Consider the following 25414-nt stretch of genomic DNA (forward strand, 5'->3'; position numbering starts at 1 on the left):
CGAGCGTCGCGACGCCTGTCGGATCGAAGGCGGGCACGGATCCGGTGGGAGGACGCCCGCTCGCCGAGTGTTCCGGGATCGAGGGCAGGGCCGTCACCAGGAAAACGACGAAGAACCAGGCCACCAGCCCCCACCGGTCGCGGAGAACGGGTGCGACGTCGAAGAAGACCGTCCCGGCGGCGACGAAGACGAGCGCGGGACCCGCCAGGAGCAGGACCGGAGCGGCGAAGGCGACGGGGCGAAACCCGCCCGAGCCTTCGAGCGCAAAGCGCATGACCCCGATGCCGAGCATTATCAACGCGAGCACCGCGAGGTACGCGAGGTTCGCCGCGAACTTGCCGAGGAGATACGCCTCGTTCGATAGCGGAGTCGCAGCGAGGATCGCCCCGACCCCCCTCTCCCGGTCCCGCCGCACGCTTCCGGCCACGAGGTAGAAGCCCCCGAGCGTGAGAAAGATTCCAGCGAAGACGGCCACCGAAACGCCGACCGAGCCCGCCGTGTAGAGCGGCGCGACGACCGTTCCCGACGCGGTCTGCCAGGAGATCGAGACTGCGCGCCCGCGTGAGGAGGGGAGCCAGAACCAGGTTCCCGCCGCGATCGCGACAAGGGCCGCGAGCGTCGCGCCGGAGCGCAGGCGCATCCGCACCTCGGCGCCCGCCTGAGTCAGGACGGCGGTGGCGTTCATACGGCGCGCGCCTCGCCGCCGGTCAGGAGATAGGCGTCCTCGAGCGTCGGCTCGACCGGCTCGCTCTGCGGGAGGATCGCCTCCTCGGCGACGTAGCGCACGGAAACGCCCCCCGCACGGCGCGCGAGTCCCGAGACGGCGATCTCGCGCTGGACGCGGGCAAGGTCCTCGGACGCCACGTCGGCGCGGAAGACCCGCCCGGCGGCGCGTCGCATCAGCTCTTCGGGCGCGGCATGGAGAACGAGGTGGCCGGCCCGAATCACCGCGATCGTCGAGGCGATCGCCTCGACATCCGAGACGATGTGTGTCGAGAGGAGCACGACGCGACCCAGCGCGATTTCGGAGAGGAGGTTCCGGAAGCGGACACGCTCCTCCGGATCGAGCCCGACCGTCGGTTCGTCGACGATGAGGAGCTTCGGATCGCCGAGGAGCGCCTGGGCGATTCCCACCCGCTGGCGCATCCCCCCGGAGAAGCTCCCGAGCCGTCGGTCGGCGGCGTGGTGGAGATTGACGAGCTCGAGCATGGAGGCGATCCTCCGGGAGAGGTCCGATCCGGAAAGCCCCTTCAGACGTCCGAGGTAGGTCAGGAACTCCCGGGCGGTCAGGCGCTCGTAGACGCCGAAATCCTGCGGCAGGAAGCCGAGTTCGCGCCGGACCGAGAGAGGCGACTCGACGCCGCTCAGGCCCCGCCAGAAGAACGCGCCGCCTGACGGTTTCGTCACGGTCGCGAGGATGCTCATGAGAGTCGTCTTTCCCGCGCCGTTCGGGCCGAGGAGGCCGAGTACTCCCTCGCCGACCGAAAGCGAGAAATCGATCAGTGCTGGCGCCGACGCGCCCGGGTACGTCTTGGAAAGCGACCGGATCTCGAGCATGGCGGCTCCTTCCCTTCTAAACGCAAGGATGCGGACGAAGTTTCCGGCTAGGGAGGAGCCGAGAACCGCCGCCCGCGGACTTCGCATTCGAACCGGCGAAGGAGTGAGCGAGTCGGCTAACCTCTCCGGGCATGAGACGATCTCTGGCGTCTGGGCTTTGCAGCACGGCGTGTGGCGTCCGCGGACGCCCGATGCCTGGCGGCGCGCCGACATCGCGCGGGCCGGAGGGGATCTCGGATGCGGCCCGGATATGCGACCCTCGATCTCGCCGGGATCGTCGGGAGCGCCGGCCCGGTCGCGGTCGATCGCTCGCGGCGGTTCCTGGACGCGCTCGATCGTTCCCGCGCCGACCGCGGCGGGGTGGGTCGAATGGCCGGTTCGCGGGATTTTCGTCCGGCGGCCACGTCCGGGTGGGGCACCCGGAAGAGGGCCTGGCGGAGATGGCGGAGTTCCTGCGAAGCCCTTCTGCCGGGCGATCGAGGACGGCGCGCCTCGCCTTTATTCCGCGAGGATCCGGGTGAGCCAGGCCCGCGCGGCCGCGGCCTCGCGGAAGACGCGGACGTTCACGCCGCGGTTGACCGCGACGTTTTCCGCGAACCGCATGCTGGCCGGGTCGTGCCGGGGATTGGCGTCGACGAAGGCCATCGCGCGCAACCCGGACCAGCTTTGGCTCGCCCCTTCGGCGACGAGAGAGAAGATTTCGGAAACGGCCAGTCCTTCGCCGGCCAGGTTTTCCTCGATCAGAATTCCGGGAAGCGGATCCCGCGCGTGGGCGGCGCGAACTTCCTCCATGTAGCCGGCGACCGTGTCGGGAGAGTTCTCTCCGATCACCGTGAAGTGAAGGTATCCGTCCTCCGTCGTCCCCGTCAGAACGTACGACATCCGGATACGAATGATAGTCGTGCCGCCTCTTCGTCCTTCTGCTCGACGGTTCCGGTCCGCCCGGGTTGTTGCGCGTAAGATGGGCCAAACAAGGAGGGATCGTTGAAAACGAAGGTCCTCTTCCTGTCCCTGTTCCTCGCCGCGATTCCGCTCGCCGCCCAGGACGCCCCGAAGCCGGCGCTCTCCGCGAAGGAAGCGAAGATCCATGAGCTGCTCCGGGTGACGGGATCGGCCAAGCTGGCCCTCCAGATGATCGACCAGATGCTCGGCGGCTTCCGCAAGGCGCTGCCCGACGTCCCGGCCGCGTTCTGGGACGAATTCCGCAGCGAAATCAAAGCCGACGACTTCGAGGCCCTGATCGTTCCGATCTACGAGAAGCATTACGACGACGCGGAGCTCCAGGGGCTGCTCGACTTCTACGACTCGCCGCTCGGGAGGAAGATGCTCCAGGAGATGCCCGCGATCCTGACGGAGTCGATGGAGGCGGGGAAGAAGTGGGGCCAGGATCTGGCCGAGAAGGCCCTCGAGCGGCTGAGAAAGAACGGCTACAAGACCAGCGCGTAGTCCCGCGGATTTCGTAACTCCACCCGCGGCGGACGCCGCGCCTTCCCCGAGCCGGCGGCCTCAGGGACGGGGCTTCGGCGAATCCTCCGCCGGTGCGAGCCACGCCCGTCCGCGTTCGAGGTCGAGGGTCAGGATCCAGGAATTCAGGAATTGGGCGCCGATGTTCCCGTCCATCACGAGGTCGCGCGTCCGGATCGTCCCCGCGACCTCGATGCCGTTGGCGAGACGGAACGATCCGGGAACGGGCGTCGAGAGGTCCTCCGCCAGGCCGAGCAGCGGGGCGATGTGGTTCGCCACGACGATCGACCCGCCGTTTCCGCCGTCGAGCTCCATCCAGGCGACGCCCCGCGGCGTCGGAACGGCGGCGTCGACGGCGAGCGCGGCACCCTCGGCGTCGCGGACGAGCCGGACCGGCAGCTCGCGCGCGCGCGCGATCCTGCGGGCGAGGCTTTCCCGCGTCTCGAGGATCACGGCCGTTCGCGGGACGATCGTGATCATTCGGCCGGCGAAGAGATCGAGGCCGATCGCGCCGTCGACGGGCGGCACGCCGGGCCCGAGGAATTTCATGATGTCGACCGTGCTCACGACGGGTGCGCGAAGGGCGATTCCGGCGATCGAGACCGGTACGTCGTCGCAATGAGCATTGTTCAGCCGCTCGCCGCTCATCCGAAAGCCGGTGAGGCGCCCCCACGGCTGGCAGCCGATCCTCGCGGCGAATGCCGGCGAGAAGGAAGTGACGCCCTCCCCGGTGTCGAAGAGGAACGTGCCGGCGATTCCGTTGAACTCCGCATGGACGACGGCCTGGGCCCTGAGATACGGCTCGAGGGGGATCGTGGCCGGTTCCCGGGAGGTCGCCGTGGTTCGACACCCCCAGGACGAGGCGAGAACGGCGCCGCCGAGAAAGACACGCCGGAGACGGCCGGTGAGTCGCTTCATGGACGTTCGACGCTCGGTCGGCCGGGAGGTTCCGGGAAGGGGAGGGGGAAACTCGAAGCCCGGTCCCGGCGCGGCGCCGGGACCGGGCGAGCACTTCAGGCGGAGGTCAGAAGTCCACGCGGGTGTTGACGCCGAACGTCCGGGGCTGGTTGGTCAGGAAGCCGACCCGGGCCAGAAGACCGCGCTCGCGGTCGAGGGCGAGCTCCGCGTTCTCGTTGGTCAGATTGTTGACGTAGAACGCGAGGTCCCAGATGCCGTGCCGGATGCCGAGACGCAGATTCACGAGATCGTAGGCGGGCATCAGAGGGTCGAAGGTGAAGGTGTTCTGGGTCAGCGGTCCGCCGATGGAGTTCGCGCCGTAGGAGCCGATGTTCACCGTTCCCACTCCCGACTCCTGATCGGCGAGCTGCGTGTACCGCGATCCGATGTGCTGATACGTGCCGTTGAGGTACCCGTCGTACGTCGGGCAGATCGGCTGCGTGTAGGTCGCCGAGACCGCGGCCTGGAACTTCGGGACGCTCGGGAGCCGATTGCCGGACCGGATGCCCGTGGAGGCCACGAGCTCCTCGGTGCCGGAGATGGTGGAGCGGACCTGCGAGTCGTTGTAGCCGCCCGAGATCGAGAAGTCGAAGTGATCGGTGGGCGCGAGCGAGAGCTCGAGCTCGCCGCCGACGCTTCGCGACTTCGGCACGTTGAAGATGAGACGGGACGAGCACGATCCGGCGGTGACCGTCACCTGGAGGTCCTTGACGTCCTCGTAGTACACCGACGCGTTGAGGGAGCCCTTTCCTCCCATGAACCGGGACTTCGCGCCGATCTCGTAGTTCCAGGCGGTCTCGTCCTTCCAGGTGTCGCGTCCGGAGAACGTCACGAGGTCCTGCGCGGTGCAGAGGTTGACGTTCAACGGGTCGTTGACGCCGCCGAGCCGGAATCCGCGGGCCGCCTGCGCGTTGAACGTCAGGTTGTCGTTGACCTTGTAGCTCGCGATGAAGCGGGGGGCGACGCCGTCGGCCTTGGCCGTCCCCGGCTGGATCTGCGGAGTGCCGTCGGAATTCGAGCCGAAGATGCCGTCGAAAATCTGTCCCTTGTCCTCTTTGAAGTGGTAGTAGCGCAGACCGGCGGTCACGCTGAACTTGTTCGTGATCGCGAACGTCCCTTCTCCGAAGAACGCGTACTGCTTGAGGTCGTAGTTCAGATCGGACCAGAACAGGTTGTCCTTCGGCGCGTAGACGCCCTGCGTCGGAATGTTGATGCCGAGCGCGCTCGTCAGGTCCTCGAACCCGCTGACGACGAGGTGCTGGCCGTAATGACGCTTGCTGTCGGCGTAGAACCCGCCGACGACCCACTGCAGACGGTCCTTGTCCGTCCCGCCCGAAAGGCGCAGCTCCTGGGTCCAGGCGTGCGCCGTCGTGCGGTCGTTCAACGGGGCGTTCAGCGTGTAGACCGACTCGGGGAGACCGATCGATCCCCCCGTGATGCTCGACGTGAGAGCGCCGGCGTCGCGGACGACCAGGACGTCCCGGCTGGTGAAGGAGGTGACCGACGTCAGCTGAGCGGGACCGAAGTCGTACTTGACGTCGAGATCGCCGAGCTGGAACTTGTCCGTGTACGGCTCGTCGATCTGGGTGAACTGCTTCTCGCCGCCCAGCGTGACCGCCGGACGGGTGGTCGTATACGGGTTCGCGAGGATGTTGAACTCGTCGACGCGGTTCCACCCGTCGGCGCCGACCTTCTGGTACACGAAGCGCGGCGTGATCGTCAGGTTGTCGATCGGAACGAGCGCGAGCGCCGCGCGGAGGCCCGTCCGGTCTCCCGAGTTGACGTCCTTCTTCAGCCCGAATTCTCCGGGATGCTGCGAGCCGAACGGCTGAACGGCGTCGATCCATCCCGGCAGCCGGTCGTAGTAGCTCGTCACCCGGAGGGCCGCCTTGCTGGAGACCGGGGCGTTGAATCCGACCTTGAAGTCGCCCCCCATGCCGCCGGTGTAGACGGTCTCGCCGCCGACCTCGCCGAAGACGCTGCTCAATCCGAGGATCGGCTGGTTGCTGATGTAGCGCACGGTGCCGCCCAGCGACCCGGCTCCGAAGAGGGTTCCCTGGGGTCCGCGGAGGACCTCGACCCGGTTCATGTCGAAGAGATCCATGTCGGGCGTGAAGAGCGACATCGAGATGACCGACTCGTCGAGGTACGAGCCCACTTCCTCTTTCACCCCCGGCTGATCGCGGGCGATCTGGCCGGACGAAATGCCGCGGATCGCGACCGTGCTCTGCCCGGGTCCGAGGTTCTGCACGGAGAAGTTGGGGACGTTGATGGCGACGTCCTCGATGCTCTGCGCGCCGCGGTCGCGGAGATCCTGTTCGGTCGGCGCCGCGACGGAGACGGGCGTCGTGAAGACCGTCTCCTCGCGCTTCATCGCCGTGACGGTGACGGCCTCCGAGAACTTGACCTGGAGGGCGATGTTGACGGTATGGGTGGATCCCGCCTCCACCCGCTGGTTCCGCACGATCTGCGCGCGGAATCCCTGCACGTCGGCCGAAACGGTGTAGAGGCCGGCCGGGAGGTCGGAGGCCGTGTAGAGGCCGTCGGCGCCCGACGTGACGACCTTCGCCACTCCGGTCTGCTGGTTCGTGACCGCGACCGTCGCACCGGTGACCGGTTCGCCGTTGACGACCCGCACGGTTCCCGAGATCGTTCCGCTGGCGGGTTGGGCCGATACCGGGGATGAGACCGTTGCCATGAGGAACACGCCGACCACCAGGAAAGCTGTCCGGGGCTTGAGCATGCCAGCCTCCTCTCTTCCATTTTTCCGGGGGCGATCTGGCGCGGGTTATACGGCCGAGGAATATTTATGTCAACACGGACCTGGCGCGTGGCCTTCACCATTCGCGGGTCCGGCGGACCTCCGCGGCCATGTCCGTTGCGTCGGCGCGCCGGGCGCCCCTCGCGCGGGCCTAACGGGGAACGGCTTTTTGAGAGGCGTCCCGACCCGCCGTCGCTCGGCCGAGGGCCGTCAGTCCCGCGCCGAAGATCGCGTTGCCGAGGATGGCCCCGGGCGTCTTGAAGAGCGCCTGGAGAATCGGGATCGAAAGGATCCCGACGAAGGTCGCGATCGCCGCGGGACGGGAGAGATTCCCGAAACGCCATGTCGTCAGCGACAGGGCGAGCCACCCGAGAGCGAAGAGGCCGGCGGCCGAGGCGAATCCGAGGTTCGAGAACGTGTCCTTGTCGACGGCGGCGAACGCGGCCGGGGCGATTCTCGCGACCGGTTGGACGAGGAAGACGTTCCCCCACTCCACCGCGAACAGGAGGCAGCCGCCGACGAAGGCGGCCAGAAAAGCGCCGGCGCCGAGCCTGCCGTAGACCTCCCGCTGGACGAGGTGGATTCCGAGACATCCGAAGATCAGGAGGAGCGCGGCGACGGCCGAGGTCGATTGCCGTGCGAGGAAAAGCGCGGTCGCCTCCGGCGGGCCGGCCCCCCGCCGCGAAATCATCAGCGGTGTGAACAGAACGTTGATCAGGATCAGCAGGATGCCCCCGGCTTCGAGCGAGCGTCCGCATCGCCGGATGAAATCTGTCACGGGCGCCTCCTCGGCGGTTCTACCGTCCTATACGAGCGGTGAGCCGCCGAGTTCTCCCGAGGCCCCGACGAACGCTCCGTTCAGCTCCAGAACCCGGTCGCCCTCCGGATCCGCCCGTCCTTGGCGAAGTCGAAGACGTTCGTTCCCTGGCCGCGCACGCTTCCGTCCGCGGCCCGAGCGGTCCACGGAGCGATCGCGACTCCCTGACACTCCTTGACTTCCCCGTCTCGCGCGACCGTCATCCCGGGCATGAAGCGCTGCACCGCGGCGAGGTGCGCGACGAGGTCCTCCCGTCCGGCCGTGCAGCTGAACGCGTCGTGGAATTCGACGTCGTCGGTCGCCGCCCCCGCGAGAAGCCGCCGTCTTTCCTCCTCGTCCGCCTGGTTCCATGCGCCGAAGAAGGCGTCGATCCGCTCCGCGGCCTGCGCCTGCGCCTCGCGCGAAACGATGTTGGCGAAGAGCGCCATCTGGTACCGCCACCCCTGCACGTGCTCGGCGCCGACCGAGGCCGGGGCGTCCGTCGACTCGTGGCGCAAGTGGACCGAGGTCCCGGCGGGGGAATCTTCGAGCCGGATCGTCACGCGCGATCCGCCGGGCGGGATCGGACTTTCTTCGCGTTCGTATCCGTACGTGAAGACGACTCGCTCCGGCGGATCGATCTCGACGACCTCGCCGCTCGCGACGACGCCGCCGGGATAGCGGATCCGGACCGATCCGCCCGGGCGCGCATCGATCTCCGAGCCGTCGCCCCACCACGCCGCGAACCGGGCGGAGTCGGTGAAGTAACGGAAAACCGTCTCGCGCGGGGCGCGTACCGAGATCGTGCGGTCGATGATGAATCCCGTCTTCTCCGTCACTTCTTCCTCCTTCGACGGCCCTGACGCGGACCGCGCCGGGCCGCCTCGATCTCCGCTTTCGTCTTCAAGCGCGCGAGCGCGTCGTCCCACGAAGATTCGAGCCATTCCCGCAGCGGCTCGAGCTCGCCTTTCCGGGCGGCGTAGTAGCGCCGCCGCCCTTCGCGCCGGCACTGGACGAGACCGGCGCGGGAGAGGAGGGCCAGATGCTGCGAGACGGCGCCGAACGTCACGTCCGGCATGGCGGCCGCGATCTCTCCCGCCCCGCGCTCCCGGTCCCACACGAGCCGCAGGATCTCCCGGCGGCGGGGGGCGGCGACGAGGGCGAGATTCGCGCTCACGAATATTATTTTAGTATATACTGAATCATTGTCAAGCGCCTTCGGGCGCGGAAAGAGAGGGGAACCATGAGAGGGATTTCCAGAACGATTCTCGGGGCGGCGATCCTGGCTTCGGCGCGTTTCGCGGCGGCCGCGCCGGAAACGGTCCACGTGAGCTATCACGTGCAGCCCGGAAAGCTCGACGAGCTGCTCGGCGTTCTCGTCCAGCACTATCCGGCGGGGCGCCGCGCCGGCATCGTGCTCGCGGAGCCTCACGTCATTCTGTCGGGGAAAGAGGACGGAGGAAAACCGGTCGTGATCGAGGTCCTCACCTGGCGGGACGCGGACGACCCGGACGACGTCGCGACGAAGCACCCGGAGATCAAGGCGCTCTGGGACAGGCTGAATGCGCTCGTCGAAAAGCGCGGGGGAAGACCGGGGATCGAAATCGATGCGATGGACCTGGTGGCGGAGCCGCCCGCCCCATCGCCGAAGAAGTGATCCTCTTCGGCGCTCGACGGGCGGGCAATATCGCGATAGCCGGCGGAAGCGCGCGTCTCTACCGTGGCCCGCGAGGAGAACGCATGAGACACGCCCTTCGAACTTTCCTCCCGGCCGCGGTCCTCGCGCTCGCGCTCCGTCCGGTTTCGGGGCAGGAGCTCTCCGAGCTCTCGCTGCCGCCGGGCGGCAACGGAATCAGCCAGCGATCGGAAGTCGCGCAGTGGATCGGCCCGGTCAAGGTCTCGATCGCCTATGGCAGCCCGAACGTGCACGGCCGCGGAAGCGACCGCGCCGGCCACATCTGGGGAGAGCTCGTTCCCTTCGGCCTTTTCGACGAGGGCTTCGGTCCGTCGACGGCGACGCCCTGGCGGGCGGGCGCCAACGAAAGCACGACGATCTCGTTTTCCGACGACGTGCGGGTCGGGGGAAAGGAGATCAAGGCGGGAACGTACGCCCTCTTCCTGGAGCTCGCGGAGAAAGGACCCTGGACGTGGATCTTCTCGACGCACCGCGGCTGGGGGAGCTATCAGTACGACCCGAAGAACGATGCCCTGCGCGTGCCGGTCGCCCCGCAGGATGCCCCGTACACGGAATATCTGACCTACGGTTTCGACGACCGGAAGATCGACTCCGCGACCGCGTACCTCCAGTGGGAGAAGAAGCGCGTGCCGATGAGGATCGAAGTGCCGAACGTGTACGAGCGGTATGTCGATCGCATGCGGCGGGAGCTCGAAGAATGGCCCGGATTCAACTATCAGAACTGGCAGACGGCCGCGCAGTTCTGCGCCGACCACAAGATCGATCTCGACGAGGCGCTCGTCTGGGCGGACCGGGCGATCCACGAGCCCTTTCGCGGCGCGACCGTCGGCCGCGAGGACTTCTCGACGCTGGAGACGAAAGCATCCGTCCTCGAGGCGATGGGACGAAGCGGCGAGGCCGACGCGCTGATGGAGAAAGCCCTCGCGTTGCCCGGGACCTCCGCCTTCGAGATCTACATCTACGGTTCACGCCGGCTCGCCGCGGGGAAGAACGAGGCGGCGCTCGAGGTCTTCCGGCTGAATCAGGAGCGACATCCGGACGAAAAGTTCTGGACCGTCCTGGGCCTCGCCCGCGCGTACACGGCGCTCGGCGACCGCAAGAACGCGATGGCGAACTGGGAGGCGGCGCTCGCCAACGTTCCGCCCTCCCAGAAGGGGAGCGTTCCGCGCATGAAGCAGGCTCTGGAGAAGCTGAAGTCGGAGTCGTGACCGGCGGGCCCCAGGATCCCACTGTCGCGGGACGCACCGCGAACGCCGGCGCGGAGGTTGAAATCCTCCGCGCCTGAACGGGGCGCGAGCGGCCGTTCCCTTCCCGATATCATCCTCGAGAGACCGACTGCCATGTCCGCGCCCGGCCGTCTTCGAACGGCCCTCCTGACGCTCGCCGCGCTCTGCGCGTTCGCCGCGAACTCGATCCTCTGCCGCCTCGCGCTCGGAGCGGCGGCGATCGACGCCGCGAGCTACGCGACCGTCCGCCTCGCCGCCGGGGCGGGCCTTCTCGCGCTCCTCGCGGCTCCTCGCCGGGGGCGGCCCGGGGCGCGCGGGAGCTGGCGATCGGCCGCCGCTCTCGCCGCCTATGCGGTGCCCTTTTCCTTCGCCTATCGGACGCTCTCGGCGGGGACGGGAGCGCTCCTTTTGTTCGTCGCGGTCCAGGCGACGATGATCTCGACGGGAGTCGTTCGGGGGGAGCGTCTCCGTCTCTCCGGCTGGGCGGGCGTCGCCGTCGCGCTCTTCGGCCTCGGCTGGCTCGTGCGGCCGGGACTTTCCGCCCCGCCGGCAGCCGGCGCCGCGCTGATGACGCTCGCGGGGATCGCCTGGGGCGTCTACTCCCTGCGGGGGCGCCGCTCGGAGGATCCGATTTCGGACACGGCCGGGAATTTCGCGCGGGCCGTCCTGTTCGCCGCCGCCGCGAGCGCGGCGACCCTCTCGTCGGCGCACGCCTCCGCGCGGGGTCTCGCCCTGGCCGCTCTCTCGGGCGCGGCCGCATCGGGCGCGGGCTACGCGATCTGGTATGCCGCCCTTCCGCGGCTCGCCGCGACCACCGCGGCGACCGTGCAGCTCGCGGTTCCCGCGCTCGCGGCGGCGGGAGGCGTCGTCTTTCTCGGCGAGCGGATGACGGCCCGGCTCCTGTTCGCCTCCGCGGCGATCCTCGGAGGCGTCGCGCTGGCGGTCGCCGGGAGGGGAGGGCGAACCCCCGCCGCGTCGCGGGACGGACGTCCCGGGACTGCCGAAAGACCCGCGTCCTGACGTAGAGTTGCTCCGGAGGTTCGAAGATGCGTCTGGATTTCCGCCTGTTCCTGATCGCGACCGCGGCTTCCGCGGCGGCCGCCGCCGCCACCGCGCCCGCCGCGCCCGAAACCAACCCGTTCTTTTCGCCCAGTCCGCTGCAATATCAAACGCCCCCCTTCGACAGGATCAAGGACTCCGACTACGCCCCGGCTCTCGAAGAGGGGATGAAGCGGCAGATCGCGGAAATCGACGCCATCGCCGACGATCCGGCGCCGCCGACGTTCGAGAACACCCTCGTGGCGATGGAGCGCTCGGGCGAGCTCCTCACGCGCGTCGCCAAGGTCTTCTTCAATCTCACGCAGTCGAACATCGACGACGCGATGACGAAAGTCCGCGCCGAGGAAGCGCCGAAGCTCGCCGCCCACCAGGACGCGATCTTCCTGAACCCGAAGCTCTGGGCGCGGGTCAAGGCGCTGTACGAGAAGCGCGACGCGCTCGGGCTCGACCCGGAGAGCCGGTATCTCCTCGACCGCTATGACAAGACGTTCGTCCGGGCGGGAGCGGACCTTCCCGCGGCGGACCAGGCGAAGCTGAAGGAGTGGAACCAGGAAGAGGCGAAGCTCACGACGGAATTCGAGGAGCGCCTGCTCGCCGGAACGAAGGGGGCTTCGATCGTCGTGTCGGACCGCGCCGAGCTCGCGGGAATGCCGGAGACGGAGATCGCCTCGGCCGCCAGCCGCGCGAAGGATCGGGGAATGCCGGGCAAGTGGGTCATCGACCTCCAGAACACGACGCAGCAGCCGGTCCTCGCGAATCTCACGAACCGCGGGCTCCGGCAGCGGATCCTCGAGGCTTCGGAGAATCGCTGCGACCGCGCGGACGCCAACGACACGAAGGCGATCGTCGAGAGGCTCGCGCAGCTCCGCGCCGACCGCGCGAAGCTCCTCGGCTTCCCGACGCACGCCGCCTACGTTCTCGACGACCGCATGGCGAAGACGCCCGAGCACGCGCTGAAGCTCATGACCGACATGGTGCCCGCGGCCACGGGCAAGGCGGAGCGCGAGGCCGCCCGCATGCAGCAGATCGTCGACGCGGAGAAGGGCGGGTTCAAGGTCTCCGCCGCCGACTGGGAGCTCTATGCCGAGAAGGTGCGCAAGGCCGACTACGACATCGACGTGGCGCAGGTGAAGCCGTACTTCGAGCTGAACCGCGTGATCGAGGACGGCGTCTTCTTCGCCGCGCACCAGATGTACGGCCTGACGTTCAAGGAGCGCAAGGACCTTCCCGTCTACAACCCGGACGTGCGCGTCTGGGAAGTCTTCGACGCCGACGGGAAGTCGCTCGCGCTCTTCTACGGCGACTACTTCCAGCGCGCGAACAAGAGCGGAGGTGCGTGGGACGACAGCTTCGTCGATCAGACCTCTCTCCTCGGGACCCGTCCGGTGATCGTCAACGTCCTGAATTTCCCGAAGCCGGCGCCCGGAGAGCCGGCGCTGCTGTCGCCGACCGACGTGAGCGCGGCCTTTCACGAATTCGGGCACGCCCTCCACGGGATGTTCTCGAACATCAAATACCCGACGCTCGGCGCGACGCCGCGCGACTGGGTCGAGATGCCGTCGCAGTTCAACGAGCACTGGGCCTTCGAGCCGACCGTGCTCGCCCATTACGCGCACCACTACAAGACGGGCGCGCCGATCCCGGAGCCCCTCGTCGAGAAGATCCGGAAGACCAAGACGTTCAACATGGGGTACATCACCACCGAATACCTGGAGGCGGCGCTCCTCGATTTCGCGTGGCACACGCTCCCCCCCGGCGCGCCGCTCCAGAACGCCGATGCGTTCGAGAAGGAGGCGCTCGAGCGGTATCACGTCGCGGTGCCGCAGGTCCCGCCGCGATACCGCACGACGTATTTCTCGCACATCTGGGACGGCGGCTATTCGGCCGGGTACTACGCGTATCTCTGGAGCGAGCTGCTCGACGACGACTTCTACTACTGGTTCAAGGAGCACGGCGGAATGACGCGCGAGAACGGGGACCGGTTCCGGAAGCTGGTGCTGTCCCGCGAAGGGACCGCCGACGTCGCCGAGATTTTCCGCTCGTTCCGGGGACGGGATCCCGTCGTCGAGCCGCTCCTCGAAGAGAGGGGACTCGTGGAGGCGCCGGCCGCGAAGATGCCTCCGCCGCACCCCTAGCGAGGAGATTCCGTTGACGTCCCGACCGCCCGCCGCCGACCCGTCCGCCGAATCGGAGGGCGGGCGGCGCGCGGGAGTCCTTCCGAACTTCGTCGGCGGCCGCTGGGTTCCGTCGGCCGGAGGAGAGACGGTCGACGTCCACGATCCGGCGCGGGGAACCGTCATCGCCCGGGCCCCGCTGTCCACCCGCGGCGACGTGGACGACGCGGTCGCGGCCGCCGCGCGGGCGTTCGCCGGCTGGAGCGAAACGCCCCCCGCCGTCCGCGCGAGAGCGATGTTCCGGCTGCGCCTCCGGCTCGAAGAGCGCGCCGAGGAGCTCGCGCGACTGGTGACGACCGAGCATGGCAAGACGCTGGACGAGTCGCGGGGGAGCGTCAAGCGCGCCCTCGAGTGCGTGGAGGCGGCGTGCGGGGCGCCGGCGATGCTGATGGGACAGAGCCTCGAGAACGTCGCGTCCGGGCTCGACTGCACGGCCTTCCGGCAGCCGATCGGGGTCTGCGCCGCGATCGCGCCCTTCAACTTCCCCGTCATGGTGCCGCTCTGGTTCCTGCCGTTCGCGGTCGTCTGCGGGAACACCTTCGTGCTGAAGCCTTCCGAGCAGGTTCCGCTGACGATGACCCGCGTCTTCGAACTCCTCGAAGAATGCGACCTTCCGCCCGGCGTGGTGAACCTCGTGCACGGGGGCCGGGAGACCGTCGAGGCCATCTGCGATCACCCGGGAATCCGCGCGCTGTCGTTCGTCGGGTCGACGCCCGTGGCGCGCGCGGTGTACGAGCGGGCGACGCGCGCCGGCAAGCGGGTGCAGGCGCTCGGAGGCGCCAAGAACTACGTCGTCGTCATGCCCGACGCCGATCTCGAGACGGCGATCCCCGCGATCACCGAGTCGTTCTACGGCTGTGCCGGCGAGCGATGTCTCGCCGGGAGCGTCCTCGTCCCCGTCGGGCCGGCCCACGGCGAGGTGCGGGAACGCCTGGTCCGGTCGGCCCGGAGCCTCCGCGTCGGCGATGGCATGGACCCGGCGACCCGGATGGGCCCCCTCGTGAGCGGCCGGCACCGCGAGCGGGTCGTGGGGTACATCGAAAAGGGCGTCGCGGAAGGGGCCCGCCTCGCGCTCGACGGCCGCGATCTCGTGGCTTCCGGCGGCCCGGGATTTTTCCTCGGCCCGACGGTCTTCGACGCCGTCGACCCGGGGATGACGATCGCGCGCGACGAGATCTTCGGACCCGTGGCTTCGATCTGCGCCGTGCCCGACCTCGCGGGAGCGCTCGAGGCGATGCGCTCGCACCCGAACGCCAACGCCGCGTCGATCTTCACGTCCTCCGGCAAGGCCGCCCGGGAGTTCGCCCACCGGGCGCCCTCCTCGATGGTGGGCGTCAACGTCGGGGTGGCGGCCCCGATGGCCTATTTCCCGTTCGGCGGCGCCCGCGACAGCTTCTTCGGCGACCTCAAGGTCCACGGCCGCGACGCTTTCGAGTTCTACACGGACAAGAAAGTCGTCATGTCGAGGTGGCCCTAGCGCCCCGGCGACCCGTCCCGCCGCCGAAACCTTCCGCGCCCGACTTCGTACCTCTTGTAGAATGTCGACAAGAGATCTCCTTCCGGAGATCGGGTCGACGGGAGGGAATCGATGAAAAGAAGAGAGTTCCTCGAGCGAAGCGCCGCGCTGGGCATCCTTGCCGCCATCCCGTCCTCCGCGTTGGCGGCGGCGGGTTCCGGGCCGAAATCCGAAAAGAGCTATCCGCCGCTGGCGCCCGGCCGGGGGCCGATTCCCGTGGCGTTCCTCGTGTCCGACGGCGCCGTCGTGATCGATTTCTGCGGGCCGTGGGAGGTCTTCCAGGACGCGGCCGCTCCGGGCTCCGAAGGGTTTTCGCTGTACACCGTCGCCGAGACGTCGAAGCCGATCCACGCGAGCGCCGGCATGAAGATCGTTCCGGATCACACGTTCGCCGACGCTCCGGCGCCCCGGGTGATCGTGATCCCGGCGCAGGGGGGGCACACCCCGGCGGCGATCGCGTGGATCCGCAAGGCCGCGAAGACGGCGGACATGACGATGTCGGTCTGCACGGGGGCGTTCCTGCTCGCGAAGACCGGCCTTCTCGCCGGAAAGAGCGCGACGACGCACCATTCTTCTTTCAAGCGGTTCGCGATGGACTTCGCCGACGTCCGGCTCGTGCGCGGGGCGCGATGGGTCGATTCGGGAAACGTCGCGACGGCGGGCGGGCTTTCTTCCGGCATCGACCTCGCGCTCCACGTCGTCGAGAGATACTTCGGACGCGAGGTCGCGAAAGCGACGGCCTGGCAGATGGAATACCAGGGCGAAGGATGGATGCACGCGGACGCCAACGCCGCGTACGCCGTCCAGCGCACCTCGACCGACGCCCATCCCCTGTGCGTCGTCTGCGACATGGACGTCGACCCGGCGAGCGCTCCGAGGTCCGTCCACGGAGGGAAGACGTACCTGTTCTGCAGCGCGGATCACAAGGCGCTCTTCGACCGGGACCCGGCGCGCTGGCTCGGCGAAGGAAATTGACGTGGGCCGCGGACGGGACGTTCTCGCGCTCGGCGCCCGCGTGCTCCTCTCCGTCCTCTTCTTCACGAGCTCGATCGCGAAGATCGGAAGCTGGCAGGGAAACGTCGAATACGTCCGCGCCCATCATCTCCCTCTCCCCTCGATCGCCCTCGCCGCCGCTCTGGCGGTCGAGCTCGTCACCTGGATTTCGCTGGTGACGGGATTCCGCGCCCGAGCGGCCGCGGCGGCCGCGTTCCTCTACCTGATCCCGGTGACCCTGGTTTTCCATTCCTTCCTGTCCACGTCGTTCCAGAAGAACCTCGGAATGATGGGAGGTCTCCTCATGGTCGCGGCCTTCGGACCGGGAGCGTTCTCGCTCGGGCGGCGGAGTCGTCCCGCCGCCGGTTGACGCGCGAAACGTTTCGGACCGGCACGCCCTCGACGGCGGCCCGGCGTTCGCGCGGCCGCTCAGGCGCGCGCGAATCCGTTCTCGTCCGCACTCCGCCCGTAGACGATCGGAAGCGGAACGTCGAGCATCCGGAGGTACACCGTCAGCTGTCCGCGGTGGTGGTACCAGTGGTTGAGCATCATGGAGCGGATCATCCCGATGCGCGGGATGGCGAAGATCTCGCGATTCCCCGCCGTCAGCCGCCAGGTCGTCCGAGCCGCACTTTCGTCGAGGCCGGCGAGGAACGCCTTCGCGTCGGCGAGGCCGGCCTCGAGGGTCGGAAGGATCTCCGACGCGCTCGCGGGCGACGGCGCTTCGCCCGCTCCCGAGACGTCCTGCCCGTCCTTGCGGGCCATCTGCGCCATCTGGCCGGGGATCCGGGCGACGTGGAACGCCAGCTGTCCGAGAGACATCGACTTCGGATGGGGCTTCCACGAGAGCTTGTCGGCGGGAACGCGCTCGAGGAGACGGCGGGTCGCGGCCGATTCGGCGTCGAGCTCGGCGGCGAAGGCGGGAGCGGGATTCGACATCGGATCCTCCGGGTCACGTCGCTTGCGAAATGCAAGTGACAGGAGTCACTCTAGCGACGTCGCTTGCAGTATGCAAGTGAGCGCGCGAGAATGCGGCTGGTGAAGAAAAAGAAGGCGGCAGGGTGCCCGGCGGGAATGCGGTCGCCCTGCCCGATCGCCAACACCCTCGATCTCCTCGGCGACCGGTGGACGCTCCTCGTCGTGCGGGATCTCATGATGTTCGAGAAGCATCGGTTCGGAGAATTCGCTTCGTCTCCCGAGGGGATTCCGACGAACATCCTCGCCGACCGGCTGCGCCGGCTCGAGGAGGCGGGGATCGTCCGGAAAGCCGCCTACCAGAAGCGGCCGCCGCGATACGAGTACCGTCTGACCGCCCGCGGGCGCGACCTCTTCCCGATGATGCGCGAGATCATCCTCTGGGCGAAGCGCCATCTTCCCGCCGTCGGCACGGCGCCGCCGGGAACGCTCGATCGCATCGAGCGGAGGCTCGCGCACGAATCCGGGGCCTGACGGGCCTATCCGATCGCGATTTTCCCCGCGTTCCGGTCGAGCCACTGCGCGAAGCTCTGGAGCTCCGGATCGAGCGCCCGCGAGAGCGCGACGTCGCGGCTCCGGCAGAACTCGTCGTTGAAGATCGCCTGGAACTGAAACATGTTCCCCATGTCGTCCGCGCCGGGGAAGCCGAGGGCCCGGTACTGGTCGAACGGCATGTCGAAGAAGTTCACCGTCTGTCCGAGCGCGCGGGAGAACGCCGCCGCCATCTCGGCGCCCGAAAGGATTTCTCCGGCGATTCCGACGCGGCGGCCGATCATCTCGCTCCCGCGGCGGAAGATGCCCAGGGCGCACCGTCCGATGTCCTCCGCGGCGATGCCGGGGAGCTTTCCGCCGCCGAGCGGAAGCGCGAGGACGACGCTCCCGTCCGGCATGCGTCGCGGGCCCGCCCCGAAATAGATGAAGTTGTCCCAGTAGAAAGCCGCGAGGAGGAACGTCGTCGGAACGCCGGAGAAGAACCGGTCCGCTTCCCCCTTCGCGTCGAAGTGCGGGACCTTGTACTTCTCCCTGAGCGTCGGGACCCGCGGGTCGGAGAGGGGCACGCGGAGCCGGGTGTCCTCGAGCGTCGACCAGATCACGTGGGCGACGCCGGCCGATTTCGCGGCGCGCGCGATCGCCCCGGCCTGCGCGAGCTCTTTTTCGGGCGAGAGGTGTTCCCAGAAGTTCGTCACGCCGTAGACTCCGTGCGCGCCGGCGAACGCCCGCTCGAGGCTCTTCGGATCGTCCAGGTCCGCCGCGACGACCTCGAGGCCGAGGGCGGCGAGCGCCTTGCCTTTCTCGGAGTCGGGCTTCCGCGTGATCGCCCGACCGGCGAACGTCCCCGAGTGGTCCGCCGCGATCGCGCGCGCCAGACCCCCGCCCTGCGCTCCCGTTGCGCCGATGACTGCGATGATCTTCTTTTCCGGCATCGAGTCCTCCTTATGCGATTCCGAGGCGTTTCCCGAAGACTTCCGTCGCCGTACGGCCGAAACGGAAGCCGGTTCCCCTTCCTTCGAATCCGGCCTGGACGGAATCGGCCCTTTCGTCCGGGAAGAGCCGCGCCGCGTCTCCGGGCGAGCCGAAGCGGGGAAGATCAACCGTATTACGGGGACCGGGGGCGCTCAAGCCCTTCCGAGCGAAAACGCGCGGAACGGCCGCGGTAAGATACGCGTCTCGTGGCGCTCTCCGGCTTCCATCCCGCGGTCCGATCGTGGTTCGAGGAAAGCTTCGGAGAGCCCACTCCGCCGCAGAGGGACGGCTGGCCGGCGATCCGCGCCGGCCGCAACACGCTGATCGCCGCCCCCACCGGATCGGGAAAGACGCTCGCCGCGTTCCTTTCGGCGATCGACGCGCTCGCCCGGCTGCCGGCTCTCCCGGACGAGGCGCGCATCGTCTACGTGTCGCCCCTGCGCGCGCTCTCCAACGACGTGAAGAAGAATCTCGAGGGGCCGCTCGCCGAGATCCGCGCCCGGGACGGCTCGATCCCGGAGATCCGGGTGCTCGTCCGCACGGGAGACACGTCGTCCGGGGCGCGCGCGGCGATCGCGCGCCGGCCTCCGCACATCCTCGTGACGACCCCCGAGTCGCTCTACCTGATGCTGACGAGCGCCGGAGGGCGCGCCACGCTCCGCGGGGTCCGGACCGTCATCGTCGACGAGATCCACGCGCTCGCCCGCGACAAGCGGGGGAGCCATCTCGCGCTCTCGCTCGAGCGGCTCGAACGGCTGGCGGGCCGCCCGCTCCAGCGCATCGGCCTCTCCGCGACCCAGAAGCCGCTGGAGGAGGTCGCGCGCTTCCTGGCCGGCGACGGGCGGGAATGCACCCTCGTCGACGCGGGAACCTTCCGCGAGCTCGACCTCGCCGTCGAGGTGCCGCCCTCTCCGCTTTCGACGGTCTGCTCGCACGAGCAGTGGGAGGAGATCTACGCGCGCGTGGCGGAGCTCGTCGCGGCCCACCGCACGACTCTCGTCTTCGTGAACACGCGGAAGATGGCGGAGCGGATCGCCGGGGAGCTCACGAAACGGCTCGGCGCCGACGCCGTCACGAGCCACCACGGAAGCCTCTCCCGCGAGCGCCGGCTCGACGCGGAAGAACGGTTGAAGCACGGCAGGCTCCGCGCCCTCGTCGCGACGGCCTCCCTCGAGCTCGGGATCGACGTCGGCGACGTCGACCTCGCGATCCAGGTCGGGGCGACGCGCTCGATCGCGACGTTCCTGCAGCGCGTCGGGCGTTCCGGCCACGCCCTCCGGAAGATCCCGAAGGGACGGCTGTTCCCGCTGACCGTCGACGAGGCCGTCGAAGGCGCGGCGCTGTTGCGGGCGATCCGGGAGGGGAGGCTCGATCGCACGCCCGTGCCCCCCGCTCCGCTCGACATCCTCGCCCAGCAGATCGTCTCGTCGTGCGTCGCCGAAGACTGGGACGAGAGCGCGCTCTTCGCGCTCCTGCGCCGCGCGTGGCCGTACCGGAACCTCTCGAGGGAGGACTTCGATCGCGTCGTCGCGCTGCACGCGCAGGGAAGACGGGCCCTCCTCCACCGGGACGGCGTCGGCGGCCGCCTTCTCGCCCCGCGCCGCGCGAGGCTCGCGGCGGTCCTGTCCGGCGGGGCGATTCCCGACACCGCCGATTACCAGGTGCGTCTCGAGCCGGACGGGCTCCTCGTCGGAACGGTCAACGAGGACTGGGCGGTCGAATCCAACGGCGGTGACATCTTCCAGCTCGGGAACGCCTCCTGGCGGGTGCTGCGGGTCGAGCCGGGCGTCGTGCGGGTCGCCGACGCGAAGGGGCAGCCGCCGTCGATCCCGTTCTGGCTCGGCGAAGCGCCGGGCCGCACGCGGGAGCTCGCCGCCGAGATCGGCGCCGTGCGGGAGGCGGCCGCCTCCGCCGGCGACGACGGAGCCCTGCGTCTCCTCGCCGAATGCGGAACGGGCCTCGGCGAGGCCGCCGCCGGGCAGATCGCCGAATACGTGGAAGCGGGGCGACGGGCGCTCGGCGCGGTCCCGACGCCCGAACGCGTCGTCCTCGAGCGCTTCTTCGACGAGAGCGGCGGGATGCAGCTCGTGGTCCACGCGCCGTTCGGGTCGCGGATCAACCGCGCCTGGGGACTCGCGCTGCGGAAACGTTTCTGCGTCGGCTTCGGCTTCGAGCTGCAGGCGGCGGCCAACGAAGAGGCGATCGTCCTTTCGCTCGGTCCGCAGCACAGCTTTCCGCTCGCCGGCGTCTTCGACTACCTCCATCCGGCGACCGCGCGCGGCGTCCTCGTGCAGGCGCTTCTCGCCTCGCCGCTGTTCGAGACCCGCTGGAGGTGGAACGCGCAGCGCGCGCTCCTCCTCGAGCGCTCCCGAGGCGGAAAGAAGGTTCCGGCGCCGCTCCTGCGGATGCGCGCCAACGACCTGCTCGCGGCCGCCTTCCCGCAGGTCCTCGCCTGCAACGAGACCCGGCCGCCCGGCGACATCCCCGTCCCGATGGACCACCCGATCGTCGCGCAGACGATCGAGGACTGCCTGACCGAGGCGATGGACGTGGAGGGATTCCTCGAGGTCCTGCGCGGCCTCCGCGACGGCTCGATCGAGCGGGTCGCCGTCGATGCCGCCGAGCCTTCGCCGTTCGCCCGCGGGATCCTCGCGGCCCAGCCGTACGCTTTTCTCGACGACGCGCCGCTCGAGGAGCGGCGCACGCAGGCGGTGATCTCGCGCCGCTTCGCCGACGTCCGGACGATCGACGAGCTCGGCGACCTCGACCCCGACGCGATCGCGCGCGTCCGGGAGGAGGCGTGGCCGCGTCCCGCCGACGCGGAGGAGGCGCACGAGGCGCTCCTCTGGATCGGCTGGATCACCGACGCCGAGGCGGCGGGGTGGGAAGAGTGGCTGGCGGAGCTCCGCTCGGCCGGCCGCGCGGTTCGGGAGGACGGCCGCTGGTTCGCGGCGGAATCGACGCGCGATCCGAAAGCGATGCTGCGGGGACGCCTGGAGGCCCTCGGGCCCGTCGAGAGCGACGATCCGCTCCTCCCGGAGCTCGAAGCGGAGGGCGTCGTGCTCCGGACGCGCATCGCCGGGCGCCCGGCGTGGTGCGACCGGCGGTTGCTCGCCCGGATCCATCGCTCCACGGTCGACCGGCTCCGCCGCGAGATCGAGCCCGTGTCGGCAGCCGACTTCCTCCGGTTCCTCGGATGCTGGCAGCATGCCGATCCCGCGCACCGCCTCGACGGGCCGCGCGGAGTCGCCGAAGCCGTCGCGCAGCTCTCCGGGTTCGAGCTCGCCGCGGCCGCGTGGGAAGCCGCCGTTCTCCCCGTGCGCGTCCGCGGTTACCGGCGGGAGTGGCTGGATCAGCTGACGCTCTCCGGAGAAGCGGCGTGGGCGAGGCTCTGGGGAACGGGGACGGGACCGATCCGATCGATGCCGGTGGCGCTCGTGCTGCGGGAAGATCTCGACCGCTGGCTGTCTCTCCCGGCGCCCGCCGCCGAAGGGGCGACGTCGGAGGAAGCGCGGGCGGTTCTCGATGCGCTCGTCCGGCGCGGCGCGTCGTTCTTCCCCGATCTCCTGCGGGAGACGGGGCTTTCCGCGCCCGCCGCCGAAGACGCCCTGTCCGAGCTCGTCGGGCGGGGGCGGGCGACCGCGGATTCGTTCCATGCGCTCCGCGCGCTCATCGTCCCCGGCTGGCGAAGGCGCACCTCGCTCGCCGCCGCGGGGCGGTGGAGCGCGATCGAGCGACGCCCCGCGGAGATCGATGCCGACGCGGCGGAGTTCGTGGCGATGCGCCTCCTGAAGCGGACGGGGGTCGTCTTCCGCCGCACGCTCGCGCGCGAGAAGCAGCCCGTTCCCTGGCGCGAGATCGCCCGCGCCTGCCGCCGGCTCGAGATGCGCGGGATCGTTCGCGGCGGCCGCTTCGTCGCCGGGTTCGACGGCGAGCAGTACGCCCTTCCCGACGCGATCCCGCTGCTCCGGGAGGTCCGGCGGAGGGGGAGCGACGGCGAGCCCGTCACCGTCTCGAGCTCCGACCCGCTGAATTTCCGCGGCATCCTGACCCCCGACGCGCGCGTCGCGTCGACGGCCGCCGGCCGCGTCCGCGTCGCCTGAGCTCCTCGCGGGGCCGCCGCCGGGAGCGTCGAAAAAAAGAGCCGGCGCCGCGGGGCGGCGCCGGCTTCGAGGAAAGAGACGGGACCCGAGCTCAGTCGTGACGCGTGAACTGCGTGCTCGTGTCCTGGGAACCGCGGTTGTCCACCGTCGAGCCGAAGAAGATCGCGTTCCCGTGCGTGACGGTGATCCCGATCGACCCGTTGGGCGGAAGACTCGAGACTCCGAGGAATCCGGTCGCCTTCGTCTGGGCGAAGAAGCTGGGCAGGTACTGCTGCGAGACGGTGTTCAGGAGCGCCCCCGATTCGTCCCAGATGGTGAACGTCACCGACGCGCCCTCTCCGAGCGTGCGGACGCCGAGGTTGAACCGGAAGTTCGTCGGGTCCGCCGGCAGGACGATGACGGCCGTGTCGCCCGCGGAGAGAAAGTCCCGGGCGCGGAAGACCGGCTCGGTGAATCCCGCCGTTCCGTTCGCGCCGTCGTCGTTGAAGATCCGGACGGTCGCCACCGGCGCCGGCCCGGACGTCGGAACCACGTCGGCGCTGCCCAGCCCGGTGAGTCCCATCGCGGTGAGCACGTCGTCGAAGTTGACGGTCTGCCACGAGCCGAGCGTGTAGGGAATGGTCGGGTCGCCGGAACCGGCCGACGCGTTCCCCGCGTGGTAGACGATCTCCCCGGCGATCGTCGACGTGCCGGGGTTCGTGAGCTGGACCTGCGTCTTGAAATGGCTCCCGAGCGCGCCCGCGAGCGAGCCGACGGCCGGAATCACGATCGACTCGCCGGCCGGGCTGTCGGGGGAGACGGAGATCGAATACGCCTGCGTGCCGGTGCAGTGCGAGGCATCGGTCGCCGTCACGGTGAACGAAAAGGCGCCCGTCGCCGTCGGCGTGCCGTGGAGCTCGCCCGAGTCGTCGAGCTGGATGCCCGGGGGAAGCGATCCCGACGCGAGCGTGAACGTGTAGGGGCTCGCGCCGCCGCTCGCGCCGAGCGGCGTCTCGTAGGCCGAACCCTGGACGCCCGCGGGAACGCTCGACGGAGAGAGGGTGATCGTGCCGCAGCTGGGCACGGTCGACTGGACGACGATCGTGCCGGTCATCCCCATCGTCCCGTGGTTCAGGCAGAAATACGCGAAGGAACCCGCCGTGGAAAAGGTGTGCGAGAAATCGAACCCCGAGGATTGAATGCCCGAATCCCACTGGCCGTTGGGCGTGCAGCTCGGCGAGCCGTAGGCGCCCCCGCCCCCCGAACACGTCCCGGACGTGGTCGAGTGGTTGCTGTTCGACCAGTGCCAGTGGACGACGTCTCCTTCGTGGATCGTCGTCGTCGGGCTGCCGCTGGTCGTGTCGGTGAAGGTGTCGTTCGATACGTTGACGTTCGCGGTCGCGCCCCAGCCGGTCATCGCGGCCGCCAGGACCCCCGCTCCGAGGAGAAAGCTGATTTTCTTGTTCATCGTTTTCGCTCCCTTTGTTCCGCTGCGACGGTATCTCTCGGCGAGGGGGGTGCGGCCGTTCTTAATCCCGCCATGAGTTTGGCGGGAGAAGGGCCGAGAACCTCGAAGCCGGGGACACGTATGATCCGTTCGACCGAAAGGAGCTCGACCATGATCCTCCGGCATTTGCGCCCCGGCGCCGCCGCGCTGGCCGGCGTCCTTCTCGCTTCGGCCGTCTCCGCCCAGCCGGCCGCGCCCGAGGCGACCCCTCCCGCGGTCGCTGCCGGAAAGGAAACGCCTCCTCCCCCGATACCTCCCGCGCCGAAACCGGCGATCACCCATCATCGGATCACGCTCGGCGGCCGGGCGATTCCGTACACGGCGACCGCCGCGACCATCGATCTGAAGGACGCGAAGGGGGAGACGATCGCGCGGATGTTCTCGGTCGCCTACACCGGCGAGGGGCCGGACGCCAAAGCGCGGCCGGTGACGTTCGCCTTCAACGGCGGACCGGGCTCGTCGAGCCTATGGCTGCACATGGGCTCGTTCGGGCCGGTCCGCGTCGAGACGGCCGAAGCGGAGCCGACGGCTCCTCCTCCCTACCGGATCGTCGAGAACACGCGGAGCCTCCTCGACCGGACGGATCTCGTCTTCATCGACGCGGTCGGGACCGGCTTTTCGCGGATCGTCGGAAAAGGGGAGCCGAAGAACTTCTACGGCACCGACGCGGACGTGGAGGCCTTCGCGCAGTTCATCGAGCGCTGGGTCGGCGCCAACGGCCGCTGGAATTCTCCCCGGTATCTTCTCGGGGAGTCGTACGGAACGACGCGCGGCGCGGCGCTCCTCGCCGATCTCGAGCGCAAAGGAATGGCGTTCAACGGCGCGATCTTCGTCTCGTCGTATCTGAACGCCTGGGACGACTTCACGGGCCCGCCTTTCGCGAGCGATCTTCCGTACGAGCTCTATCTCCCGACGATGGCGGCGACGGCGTGGTACCACAAGAAGGTCGAGGGGGCGCCCGCCGACCTCGCGCCGTTCCTCGACGAGGTCCGGGCGTTCGCGCTCGGCGAGTACGCGCAGGCGCTCGCGAAGGGGAGCCGCCTCGCCGAGCCGGAGCGCGCCGCCGTCGTCGCGAAGCTCCACCGGTTCACCGGCCTTTCCGAGGCGTTCCTCCGGAACGCGAACCTCCGGATCGATCCGAGCCGGTTCGAGAAGGAGCTCCTCCGCGGCGAGCGCCGGACGGTCGG

General features: G+C 69.3%; 22 protein-coding genes. 11 read left to right on the forward strand and 11 right to left on the reverse strand.

The genetic code is table 11. From position 1 onward, the window contains the following. The 3 genes from VFS34_01825 to VFS34_01835 all read right to left on the reverse strand — a co-directional run. Positions 1-685 (reverse strand): hypothetical protein (locus tag VFS34_01825; protein ID HET9793172.1); only part of this gene is annotated, 685 nt, incomplete at its 3' end. Then, the gene (locus VFS34_01830) at positions 682-1557 is read right to left on the reverse strand and encodes an ABC transporter ATP-binding protein (GenBank protein HET9793173.1); all 876 of its coding nucleotides are present in this window, start codon (positions 1555-1557) and stop codon (positions 682-684) included. The genes VFS34_01830 and VFS34_01825, both read right to left, overlap by 4 nt. Before the next feature lie 498 nt (positions 1558-2055). Further along, on the reverse strand, positions 2056-2439 hold the full coding sequence (locus VFS34_01835; GenBank protein HET9793174.1) for a hypothetical protein: 384 nt from the start codon (positions 2437-2439) through the stop codon (positions 2056-2058). A 102-nt stretch (positions 2440-2541) separates the two neighbouring features. On the opposite strand from VFS34_01835, the gene VFS34_01840 reads away from it, so the two are divergent. Beyond that, the gene (locus VFS34_01840) at positions 2542-3003 is read left to right on the forward strand and encodes a DUF2059 domain-containing protein (protein ID HET9793175.1); all 462 of its coding nucleotides are present in this window, start codon (positions 2542-2544) and stop codon (positions 3001-3003) included. A gap of 60 nt (positions 3004-3063) precedes the next feature. On the opposite strand, the gene VFS34_01845 is transcribed toward VFS34_01840, so the two are convergent. The 5 genes from VFS34_01845 to VFS34_01865 all read right to left on the reverse strand — a co-directional run bounded on the left by VFS34_01845 (position 3064) and on the right by VFS34_01865 (position 8712). After that, positions 3064-3939 carry a hypothetical protein gene (locus tag VFS34_01845; protein ID HET9793176.1) on the reverse strand — a complete coding sequence of 292 codons (876 nt, stop codon included), beginning with the start codon at positions 3937-3939 and terminating at the stop codon, positions 3064-3066. 106 nt (positions 3940-4045) lie between these two features. After that, entirely contained in the window at positions 4046-6721 is a 2676-nt protein-coding gene (locus tag VFS34_01850; GenBank protein HET9793177.1) for a TonB-dependent receptor, read from the reverse strand. Positions 6722-6890: 169 nt separating this feature from the next. Next, complete coding sequence (locus VFS34_01855; protein ID HET9793178.1) at positions 6891-7517, reverse strand: hypothetical protein; 627 nt, start codon at positions 7515-7517, stop codon at positions 6891-6893. An 80-nt stretch (positions 7518-7597) separates the two neighbouring features. Continuing rightward, positions 7598-8374, reverse strand: coding sequence for an SRPBCC domain-containing protein (locus VFS34_01860; GenBank protein ID HET9793179.1), 777 nt, complete (start codon positions 8372-8374; stop codon positions 7598-7600). After that, positions 8371-8712 (reverse strand): metalloregulator ArsR/SmtB family transcription factor, encoded by a 342-nt coding sequence (locus VFS34_01865; protein ID HET9793180.1) that lies wholly within the window; start codon positions 8710-8712, stop codon positions 8371-8373. Before VFS34_01865 ends, VFS34_01860 begins: the two co-directional genes overlap by 4 nt. Before the next feature lie 66 nt (positions 8713-8778). Between VFS34_01865 and VFS34_01870 the strand changes: the two genes are divergently transcribed. The 7 genes from VFS34_01870 (at position 8779) to VFS34_01900 (ending at position 16569) form a co-directional block, all read left to right on the forward strand. Beyond that, positions 8779-9192, forward strand: a complete 414-nt coding sequence (locus VFS34_01870) for a hypothetical protein (protein HET9793181.1) — start codon at positions 8779-8781, stop codon at positions 9190-9192. 83 nt (positions 9193-9275) lie between these two features. Beyond that, the gene (locus tag VFS34_01875) at positions 9276-10439 is read left to right on the forward strand and encodes a DUF2911 domain-containing protein (GenBank protein HET9793182.1); all 1164 of its coding nucleotides are present in this window, start codon (positions 9276-9278) and stop codon (positions 10437-10439) included. A 132-nt stretch (positions 10440-10571) separates the two neighbouring features. Next, a complete protein-coding gene (locus VFS34_01880) occupies positions 10572-11477 on the forward strand; it encodes a DMT family transporter (GenBank protein ID HET9793183.1) in 906 nt (301 codons plus the stop codon). 26 nt (positions 11478-11503) lie between these two features. Further along, entirely contained in the window at positions 11504-13651 is a 2148-nt protein-coding gene (locus tag VFS34_01885) for a M3 family metallopeptidase (GenBank protein HET9793184.1), read from the forward strand. Positions 13652-13664: 13 nt separating this feature from the next. Then, entirely contained in the window at positions 13665-15167 is a 1503-nt protein-coding gene (locus tag VFS34_01890; GenBank protein ID HET9793185.1) for a CoA-acylating methylmalonate-semialdehyde dehydrogenase, read from the forward strand. 111 nt (positions 15168-15278) lie between these two features. Continuing rightward, complete coding sequence (locus VFS34_01895) at positions 15279-16181, forward strand: DJ-1/PfpI family protein (GenBank protein ID HET9793186.1); 903 nt, start codon at positions 15279-15281, stop codon at positions 16179-16181. Between the two features lies 1 nt (position 16182). Continuing rightward, the gene (locus VFS34_01900; protein ID HET9793187.1) at positions 16183-16569 is read left to right on the forward strand and encodes a DoxX family protein; all 387 of its coding nucleotides are present in this window, start codon (positions 16183-16185) and stop codon (positions 16567-16569) included. Between the two features lie 59 nt (positions 16570-16628). Here the strand turns inward: VFS34_01900 and VFS34_01905 are convergent, their stop codons facing one another. Continuing rightward, complete coding sequence (locus tag VFS34_01905) at positions 16629-17138, reverse strand: DinB family protein (GenBank protein ID HET9793188.1); 510 nt, start codon at positions 17136-17138, stop codon at positions 16629-16631. A gap of 99 nt (positions 17139-17237) precedes the next feature. Here VFS34_01905 and VFS34_01910 point away from each other — a divergent pair, with 99 nt between their 5' ends. Further along, entirely contained in the window at positions 17238-17648 is a 411-nt protein-coding gene (locus VFS34_01910) for a helix-turn-helix domain-containing protein (GenBank protein ID HET9793189.1), read from the forward strand. Between the two features lie 5 nt (positions 17649-17653). Here VFS34_01910 and VFS34_01915 read toward each other — a convergent pair whose 3' ends face one another. Next, a complete protein-coding gene (locus tag VFS34_01915; GenBank protein ID HET9793190.1) occupies positions 17654-18598 on the reverse strand; it encodes an NmrA/HSCARG family protein in 945 nt (314 codons plus the stop codon). Positions 18599-18844: 246 nt separating this feature from the next. Between VFS34_01915 and VFS34_01920 the strand changes: the two genes are divergently transcribed. After that, complete coding sequence (locus VFS34_01920; GenBank protein ID HET9793191.1) at positions 18845-22741, forward strand: DEAD/DEAH box helicase; 3897 nt, start codon at positions 18845-18847, stop codon at positions 22739-22741. 91 nt (positions 22742-22832) lie between these two features. Here the strand turns inward: VFS34_01920 and VFS34_01925 are convergent, their stop codons facing one another. Further along, on the reverse strand, positions 22833-24188 hold the full coding sequence (locus VFS34_01925) for a putative Ig domain-containing protein (protein ID HET9793192.1): 1356 nt from the start codon (positions 24186-24188) through the stop codon (positions 22833-22835). 150 nt (positions 24189-24338) lie between these two features. On the opposite strand from VFS34_01925, the gene VFS34_01930 reads away from it, so the two are divergent. Beyond that, a partial coding sequence (locus VFS34_01930) for a peptidase S10 (GenBank protein HET9793193.1) occupies positions 24339-25414 on the forward strand: 1076 nt, incomplete at its 3' end.

Source organism: Thermoanaerobaculia bacterium (genome assembly GCA_035717485.1).
Taxonomy (GTDB): domain Bacteria; phylum Acidobacteriota; class Thermoanaerobaculia; order UBA5066; family DATFVB01; genus DATFVB01.